General features: G+C 40.8%; 13 protein-coding genes. 4 read left to right on the forward strand and 9 right to left on the reverse strand.

Going from position 1 to position 7,713, the window contains the following annotated elements; translation table 11 throughout:
- The 3 genes from ACFIO3_RS05845 to ACFIO3_RS05855 form a co-directional block, all read right to left on the reverse strand.
- A partial coding sequence (locus tag ACFIO3_RS05845; protein WP_375704196.1) for a portal protein occupies positions 1-1,628 on the reverse strand: 1,628 nt, incomplete at its 3' end.
- Positions 1,613-2,938: a PBSX family phage terminase large subunit gene (locus ACFIO3_RS05850; RefSeq protein WP_375608732.1), complete on the reverse strand. Its 1,326-nt coding sequence runs from the start codon at positions 2,936-2,938 to the stop codon at positions 1,613-1,615. The genes ACFIO3_RS05845 and ACFIO3_RS05850, both read right to left, overlap by 16 nt.
- On the reverse strand, positions 2,919-3,236 hold the full coding sequence (locus ACFIO3_RS05855) for a hypothetical protein (protein ID WP_375608733.1): 318 nt from the start codon (positions 3,234-3,236) through the stop codon (positions 2,919-2,921). Before ACFIO3_RS05855 ends, ACFIO3_RS05850 begins: the two co-directional genes overlap by 20 nt.
- 307 nt (positions 3,237-3,543) lie before the next feature.
- Between ACFIO3_RS05855 and ACFIO3_RS05860 the strand changes: the two genes are divergently transcribed.
- Positions 3,544-4,152, forward strand: a complete 609-nt coding sequence (locus ACFIO3_RS05860) for a hypothetical protein (protein ID WP_375608734.1) — start codon at positions 3,544-3,546, stop codon at positions 4,150-4,152.
- Between the two features lie 63 nt (positions 4,153-4,215).
- On the opposite strand, the gene ACFIO3_RS05865 is transcribed toward ACFIO3_RS05860, so the two are convergent.
- The 5 genes from ACFIO3_RS05865 to ssb all read right to left on the reverse strand — a co-directional run bounded on the left by ACFIO3_RS05865 (position 4,216) and on the right by ssb (position 6,236).
- The gene (locus tag ACFIO3_RS05865; RefSeq protein WP_375607309.1) at positions 4,216-4,443 is read right to left on the reverse strand and encodes a DUF6290 family protein; all 228 of its coding nucleotides are present in this window, start codon (positions 4,441-4,443) and stop codon (positions 4,216-4,218) included.
- Between the two features lie 113 nt (positions 4,444-4,556).
- Positions 4,557-4,889 (reverse strand): type II toxin-antitoxin system PemK/MazF family toxin, encoded by a 333-nt coding sequence (locus ACFIO3_RS05870; protein WP_375607308.1) that lies wholly within the window; start codon positions 4,887-4,889, stop codon positions 4,557-4,559.
- Positions 4,889-5,146, reverse strand: a complete 258-nt coding sequence (locus ACFIO3_RS05875; protein WP_375607307.1) for an AbrB/MazE/SpoVT family DNA-binding domain-containing protein — start codon at positions 5,144-5,146, stop codon at positions 4,889-4,891. Before ACFIO3_RS05875 ends, ACFIO3_RS05870 begins: the two co-directional genes overlap by 1 nt.
- A gap of 95 nt (positions 5,147-5,241) precedes the next feature.
- A complete protein-coding gene (locus tag ACFIO3_RS05880) occupies positions 5,242-5,736 on the reverse strand; it encodes a hypothetical protein (RefSeq protein WP_375607306.1) in 495 nt (164 codons plus the stop codon).
- 53 nt (positions 5,737-5,789) lie between these two features.
- Positions 5,790-6,236, reverse strand: coding sequence for a single-stranded DNA-binding protein (ssb, locus tag ACFIO3_RS05885; protein WP_375608735.1), 447 nt, complete (start codon positions 6,234-6,236; stop codon positions 5,790-5,792).
- 224 nt (positions 6,237-6,460) lie between these two features.
- Here ssb and ACFIO3_RS05890 point away from each other — a divergent pair, with 224 nt between their 5' ends.
- The 3 genes from ACFIO3_RS05890 to ACFIO3_RS05900 all read left to right on the forward strand — a co-directional run bounded on the left by ACFIO3_RS05890 (position 6,461) and on the right by ACFIO3_RS05900 (position 7,411).
- Positions 6,461-6,685, forward strand: coding sequence for an antitoxin MazE family protein (locus ACFIO3_RS05890; protein ID WP_375608736.1), 225 nt, complete (start codon positions 6,461-6,463; stop codon positions 6,683-6,685).
- Positions 6,685-7,008 (forward strand): type II toxin-antitoxin system PemK/MazF family toxin, encoded by a 324-nt coding sequence (locus tag ACFIO3_RS05895; RefSeq protein ID WP_375608738.1) that lies wholly within the window; start codon positions 6,685-6,687, stop codon positions 7,006-7,008. Before ACFIO3_RS05890 ends, ACFIO3_RS05895 begins: the two co-directional genes overlap by 1 nt.
- Positions 7,009-7,105: 97 nt before the next feature.
- The gene (locus tag ACFIO3_RS05900; RefSeq protein WP_273756873.1) at positions 7,106-7,411 is read left to right on the forward strand and encodes a BrnA antitoxin family protein; all 306 of its coding nucleotides are present in this window, start codon (positions 7,106-7,108) and stop codon (positions 7,409-7,411) included.
- A gap of 23 nt (positions 7,412-7,434) precedes the next feature.
- Here ACFIO3_RS05900 and ACFIO3_RS05905 read toward each other — a convergent pair.
- Positions 7,435-7,713, reverse strand: a 279-nt coding sequence (locus ACFIO3_RS05905) for a hypothetical protein (RefSeq protein WP_375696118.1), incomplete at its 5' end; no start/stop codon positions are given.

A 7,713-nucleotide genomic window follows, 5' to 3' on the forward strand; every position in this document is an offset into this window, starting at 1 on the left:
AACATCTGCGTAATTGCTGCAAAAGTTTTCTCTTTTTCATTGGGGCTTGTCGGTGAATCATCAACAATAATGTCGTATTCAAGCGTTGTGACAGCTTCACGTGTTAATGGAACATACTGCGCATTCTCTTGTCCAGAAATACGTACCAGACGCCCATCAGAGAGATAATTCTGAATGAGATAAAGGATAATCTTTCCCTGCCTACACCGATAAAGCTTGAGATTATCAAACAGCCCCGCAAGCAAATTAAGCGTTGATTGCCGGCGTGTATTTTCCAGCACATTGGCTTGGTTGACCTCCCGTGTTCCGATAAACTCAGCCGATAACCCTGTTACATGCGTTATCGCTTCACGCGATTCATTAAACAGCTGGAAAAATCCATTGGGAAATTGTGCACTTGGCTTTGGTTGAATTTTCCCTCCTGTAAGCGCGCCATTTTTAACCCAAGTAATCGTATCCGTTCGCGCCCAGCTTTCCATGGCTTGGCGATCATCATCGAAAGCGCCTCGTTCTGCCATCAAGCCGCCCTTAGACTGGCTATTAAGGATATACATCACTTGGCTAAAATATTTATTCGACCATTTTTGTGGATCTTTTGCGGGGCGAACAATCCCGTAAAACTGGTTTTTAAGCTTATCCAGCGTGCCCGTGATACACTCCCACCCAAGTTGCCCATCAGGTGCTAATGGCTTATCGGGATTTGCTAAAAGACGTCGTCCCAGAAAAGCGCGTCTCACCACTTTTTTATTAAAACACACCCCTTTTAGTTGTGGCATTACCCTTTGAAGCTGTTCAAACTCCTGTTTGCTATAGTTGCGCATCTGACCTGTTTGAAGATCAGGTGCCTTGTAAGTGGTCTCATATTCAAACCAACGGCATTCAACCAGCGTAACATAGCGTTTCCCAGAACACGGATCTGAGAGAGAAGTCGCATTGGAGTCATCTTGATACGCATCAAGCGACACATGAGAATCCTCAGAAGCGGTTGTACTATCGATAGCCCAATCGGCGTTAAGATCTTCAACAGCAACATCAGGAAAAAGACTTTTAGCATCCTCAACGGATTTGCGATCAACATACCACATACGCTGTGCGTCAATGAGATTTGGTCTTACAGCATTAGCATCCCAAACCATTTTTAAGGGATCTAAACGTTGAACAGCAGGTATCCCTTCGGGATCTGTATCATAATCAAGCCGCGTATCTGTCCAGCCCATACCGCAAATAACCATATCCTGAAAAGCATCGGAATCGGCATATTCCGCCTCTGCCTCATCACGAAACCATTCTGCTGCTCCAGTAAGCAATTCATTGGGTATTGCCGCTCCCATTTGCCGTGGTTGAAACTGTACTTCGCGCTTATTATTACGCTCCGCCCCAACAATAGCATTCACAAGGGGTGCAATGCGGTTAAAAGTCATGACAGGACGGCGTTGCTCTTTTAAAACCGCAAGATCTTCCTCTGCCCATTGACGACCATTATAAAAATCAAAATCTTCACGCGCCTGTTCACGCCATTCATTAACATGTTCAATATCTTCTGCGTACCAAGACTTTAAACGCTTATAGAGTTCATATTCATCGAGGATTGTCGTTTTTTGAAAGTCTTGATCTAGAATGCCATCCATGATGCCGCTTCTCTTTCCATAGTGCAATAACGCTCTTGCTTGGGTTTGACACTGGGTGCTTCATAGACAATGCACATTAAACCAAAGGCATCCGCCCCATGGCTCGACCAATCATGCTCTGCACCCAAACCAATGCCGCGCTTCTCATCCCATTTCTCGTGATACCAATTCAGTGCTTTGCGCCCTGCTACCGTCATCTCTTCATTAAACCAAACAGAAGGCAAAATACGCCGCACCGCCTCTATACGCATCTTAACCGCCCCTGCCCCCTGATTAGGAATGACCTGCGTTTCAAAACCCGCATCATTTAAAGCACTCTCAAAACTCACATTGTGCACACGGTCTCTCGTCGCACCATCATGGGGTAACACCATCAATGCCTTCTCATAACCATTTTGACGTAACCAACCGATATGTTCCGATAATGGCTGTCCCTGTGCTTCGTAATAATTAAGCACTCTGATTTCTCGCCCCACAAACTGTGCTATCCATATCGCTGTTGCATCTGCCTTGGCGCCCGTACCCCCAATGTCCCAAAAAGCCCGTATCTGCATTAAAGGGTCACGCGCAACACGCCCTATCCGCCCCTCTTGCTCGGCTGCCAACATTTCCTTTTGATAATAAGCACCTTGAACCGCTTTCAGATAATCCCCTTCCCAGATATGCTTATAGGTCTCTGGACGGTTTCTCAGATCATCCAATCGCGCTTCATTCAAGATTTTCGGAAACTTCGGATTGTCTGACCAGTTGATCTCAACACGCTTGATTGCTTCATTGTCTGAAAAGCGAAACCGCTTCTCAACGGGGGCATTCTCTCGCAACGGGTTCCATGTCACCCATAATTCTGCCCGCCATCCCTCTCCTTCTTCTCGCAAAGTCGGTATAAGCGTCTGCCAAGCCGTCTCTGTCACCGGCTCTGCCTCATCAACCCAACAAAGCAAAATGCGCCCCATAGATTTGATACTGGCTATATTACGGTCTAGTCCAGAAAACTGAAAGGCTATACGACCATCTATCGACTTAATCGACGACTCTCCAACCTTGTAATAGTCCCTTAAAAAATCATGGGCTTCAATCGCCCGCTTAATCTCCTCCAATGAACTCTCTGCTAGCGAATTTTGAAACTGACGTGCACAAAGAATGGTCCCTGATATCCCCTGCATACCAAATTGATAGCCTTTTAAAGCAGCCATCAAGGCAAATGATCTTGTCTTCCCAGACCCTCGTCCACCCCAAGCTGCTCGTACCAAAGCATCCCCTGTAAAAATAGGAATGAGTTTTGGTACAATCTTAATCTGTCTTGTCGTCATTCATTGTTAAAGGGGCTATTTCTACACGCCCTATGAACTTAATCGCGCCCCCATCTTCCCCTGTCACTTGAAGAGGCAAAATCTTTCCCAACAATGACAGATAAGCAGCGGGGCATTTGATTGCCTGTTTTTCTAGATAAGAGATCAAACCATCATCACCATATTTCTTACCAGCGCGCTCAGCTGCCTTAAGCACTGCTTCTTTCAAAATACGTGTCGTTTTATTTGGCACACCTTTTACTCGCCCTTGACCTGCCTTTGGGGGCGTTTTTTTTGCAAGTTTTTCAGTGGTTTTCATGTGTGTTTCTTTTTGTAAACAAGACAATAAAAAAACCCGCAAAAGCAGGGCTCTAAATCATCATGTCAATTGAACAAAAGGAGTTAATGAGAAATTCTCTGCTGTAATTTTAGACGCAATTCGACCAGTACAGCAGCGCCATAAAACACTATTATTCACACCATGTCAACAAAAAAATCACGATATTGTATATTTTTTTATTTTATTGCCTAAATATAGTGCCTTTAGCACCAAGCAACACCTCACAATTGTATCCTCTAAACGAATCAATTATATGACTGGGAACTGCTAAAAAAGGGGGGAAACTATGGAACCAATATCAATGTATTTTGGCGCAATAGTAGTAATAATTGATATACTATTTATATCAGGTTCTCTATCTCTTCGAGTTTTGACAGCAATATCGATTATTTCTATTTTCTGGTCAATCTTTAGATATGTATTTTCGTCGCACTACTGTGAAATAGGTGATAATTATTATTATGATAGTCGTGATTTCACGCACATACTGATATCTATAGCTATAATATCTACAGGAATCCTCCTCTACGAGTCCTTAGATGTGGGAATAATAGTACTCGTAATTACAGTACCAATCATGCTGTTTTTGTTTCTTTTGTATGTAGAGATCGAAATCACAATTTGCCTAGTAATAGGAATCTCTATACTTCATTTTTTCGGAGTCCCAACAAAAATTTTGTTGGTAATAACAATCTTCTCTGTTGGTCTGTATGAGTTTTTAGCGTCAAGAGGACTTAAAATTTTTTGCGATACTCATAATGAGCTAGTTAATTCTTATAATTTAGTGATAAAAGACCGTGACAACGCTGTTAGAGAACGAGATGAGGCGATTGAAGAACGGGACGAATTAAAAAAGAAATTCAAACATTTAGATTACTCAGATGATTACTTTTAAATCAACATAGCGATAAGCTTTTATGAAAATATTTGCCCAGCTTTTGCTTCAGTTTGTTAACACCTAATCGTCCAAGCCAAGCTCTTTCCTCACCTCTTCAGAGCTATAAAAAGTACCCTCTCCCCTTCGAACACGCTCTCTTACTTGTGAGGCTAAATAATAATCCTCTGCTTCCTCTATTCCACGTTCAATAATCTCGCGTAAATAAAAAGACTTTGTACGTCCTGTCTTAGCAGCTAAATTATTCAAACGTGTTTCGAGATCACTTGACAACCGAATAGATATCGTCATAACGCAATCCTCATCTTTGTATTCATTGTAATACAAATACAACGAATTGCACAGAAAAACGTTTCACGTCATATCGCTTGCTTTGGCAACATTCTCATAAATTCCGAAAAAAGTTACGTAAGAAACGTTGCTAATTTCGCAAGGACTTCGTTCATAATCACGGAGGGAACTGTTTCCATTCTCTTTCCCTGACGCGCTGCTATATCGAGAGCACGTGGTTGATCACAACGTATCACACCTGTTGTATGTAATCCCACTCCCATTAATGAAACAGCAAACCCTGCGGTTCTCGCAAAATTTCCTCCGCTTGTAATAGGCAAGACAATAGGTGTTTTTGTTACACGATTAAATGGCTCTGGTGACACAATTAATACAGGACGCGTTCCTTTTTGTTCATAACCCGAAGATGGATCAAGAGATACAAGCCAAATTTCGCCTCGCTTCATCACAACAGCTCTCTACCAACAGGCTTAGCATCAAACCATTCCATATCATCATCCGCAAAATCGTCCGAAGGATTACATTGCGCTAACAATTCATCAAGAGTATAACTAGGAAATGTTTGTGGTTTCACAACCAATTGTCCATTATCAATAGCCAAACCCACTTGCGTGTTTTCAGTAAGATGAAGAACATCAAGCAGCGCCGGCGGTATAGAGAGCATAACAGACCCTCCAACTTTACGTAATTTTGTTGTGTGCATAAAACACTCCCTTTAATATTATATAAAAATATAACATTCTAATGCATATTCTTCAAGAGCTTTTCACGCTTTTATGGAAAAAGAACAATAAACATCTACCATTTATTTTTTTTATCAAAATATTTATGAAGCGCATTCAGAGCAATCTGCAATGAATTTATAAGATATGGCAACGTTTGATCTTCACTAACAAGATATTGTAGAGCCGCATAAAGATTATACTGTTTATAGAGGCATTGTGTTTCTTTGATTACCTCTTGCATGTTACAAAACTGTTCTGTTGCACGTTCAACCCACTTCTCTCTTGCTTTGTCATCAGAAGATGATGGCATTTCATCATAAACAGCGCTTGGCAAACCTTTTGCACACGAATAGTCATTTCTCACTTCAAGATATTTTTGCGCAGCATCATACTGATCTTGAGTAAGCACGCCTTGCAAACATAGCCGCCCAACATAAGAACCAGCAAGCGGACTTTTAGCCTCTTCTATGGTCAAGCAGAAGCGTTTAGCACGCATTTCAATTGCCAATTGATTAACAGAATCTTGACGTACTTTCACTTGTGAAATGTAGGCATCTTTCTTTCTCATACATCCCCCGTATCTGTGGAAATCCACATTCTTATTTTTGCTCTATTTTTTAATCAAAATGGCATGCTGTCATGAGCAGATATGCCATAATCATCAGCACCTGAAGCGATAGCATAACTTTGAGAAGTGACAGACGAAGAGGACGTAGATTGCTCTTTCTTTGCATCAAGCAAATGCAACTCGCCTTTATATTGTGACAAGACAATCTCTGTTGTGTAACGATCATGACCGTTTTTATCTTGCCATTTACGGGTTTGTAATTTGCCTTCTACGTAAACTTTTGAACCTTTGTGTAGATATTGAAGTGCAATTTTTGCCAAATATGGATTAAAAACCACAATGGAGTGCCATTCAGTTTTCTCTACTTTTTGATGAGTATTTTTATCCGTATAGCTTTCAGAAGTTGCCATACGAAAATTGACTACTTCTGTTCCAGAATTCATTGTTTTGCTTTCGGGATCAGCACCTAAATGCCCGATTAACGTCACTTTATTTAGCATGTTTTTTCTTACCTTAAACTTGTACTTTAATACATAGAAAATCTTAGCATGATTTGCTTATTTTTTCAATTATTTCAAAATGATATTATTGATTATTAACATATAAGATTATGTTTTATAGCCTTCGGGATAAAAAATTGAATTTTGCGAATTCATTCAACGTTTTGTTTCATGTAACTTTTTTCTATGTTATACGTTACATGAAACATAGTGGAGATTTTGTTATGGCTACAATGCAAGTCAATGAACGCGTTCAAAAACATCGCAACGCACAAAGAAAAGCAGGTTTGCGCTTAATGCAAATTTGGGTACCAGATACTCGCCAACCGAACTTTGCAGAAGAGTGTCGCCGCCAATGTCGCTTAGTCGCAAAAATGGATAAAACAGATACATCTATGCAGTTGTTAATGGATCAATCTTTAATGGATATTGATGGCTGGACAGAATGATGCGTGGATCTCTCGTCACAATAGCTATGCAAGGCGATTTTGGTAAACCAAGACCTGCGTTAATCATTCAAGCCAATCAATTTAGTGAACATACAAGCGTAACGGTTTTACCCATTACCAGCACACTTGTTGATGCGCCATTACTTCGCATTACTCTCCAACCAGACAGCAAAAATGGTTTACAAAAAACTTCTCAAGTCATGATTGATAAGATTATGACGGTAAGATGTGAAAAAGTTAGTCCAGCTTTTGGCTCCATTCATGCAGATAAAATGGTGGAAATTGAACGTTGCTTAGCTGTATTTTTGGGAATAGTAAAATAAATGAGCTCCTCATGTTATTGTTTTGCTATCGGGGTAAGCGCCAAAGTGTTCGATATTATTTCAGCGCGGCGAGCTAACTCGAAAGAAAGGAAACGTTATGAAGAAGAAAGTTCTTTATGAAATTGATGTAGGTAACTTATCACCTTTGACAGATAAACAGAGAGTTGAAGTTGATAAGCTGGCTGCAATGCCGGACAGTGCAATTGATCATAGTGATATTCCGTCACTCAATGATGCATTCTGGAAAAACGCTGTTCGCAATCCATTCTATAAACCAACCAAAACTGTCACAACAGTACGTGTGGATTCAGACGTTCTAGCGTGGCTTAAAAGTCAAGGGAAAGGATATCAAACACGGATTAACGCAATTTTACGTGACGCCATGCTTCGTTCAATGCGTTGATCTCTTTCCTGCTACAAAGAGTATCAAACTGCTTTCGATAATTTTTTGATCTCTTTATTGATCTCATCTATAAGAGGTTCGTAATTGAGAACGCTTTTCGGAATAGCACCACCGTAAACCCACGCTTTTACTTGCGCTTTGGTACTAAAATCTGCCTTTTCTGGTACGGTGTAGTACTGACCACCGTCAAACTTTTCACACTCTCTTGTACCGTCTTCATATTCATAGAGGTTGTAAAAATACTCCTCTGCTCCATCTCCCCAAGGAACATACCCAACAGCCGTTGCAACCCACTTTTTTTG

Source organism: Bartonella sp. AD328YNZD, from assembly GCF_042196425.1.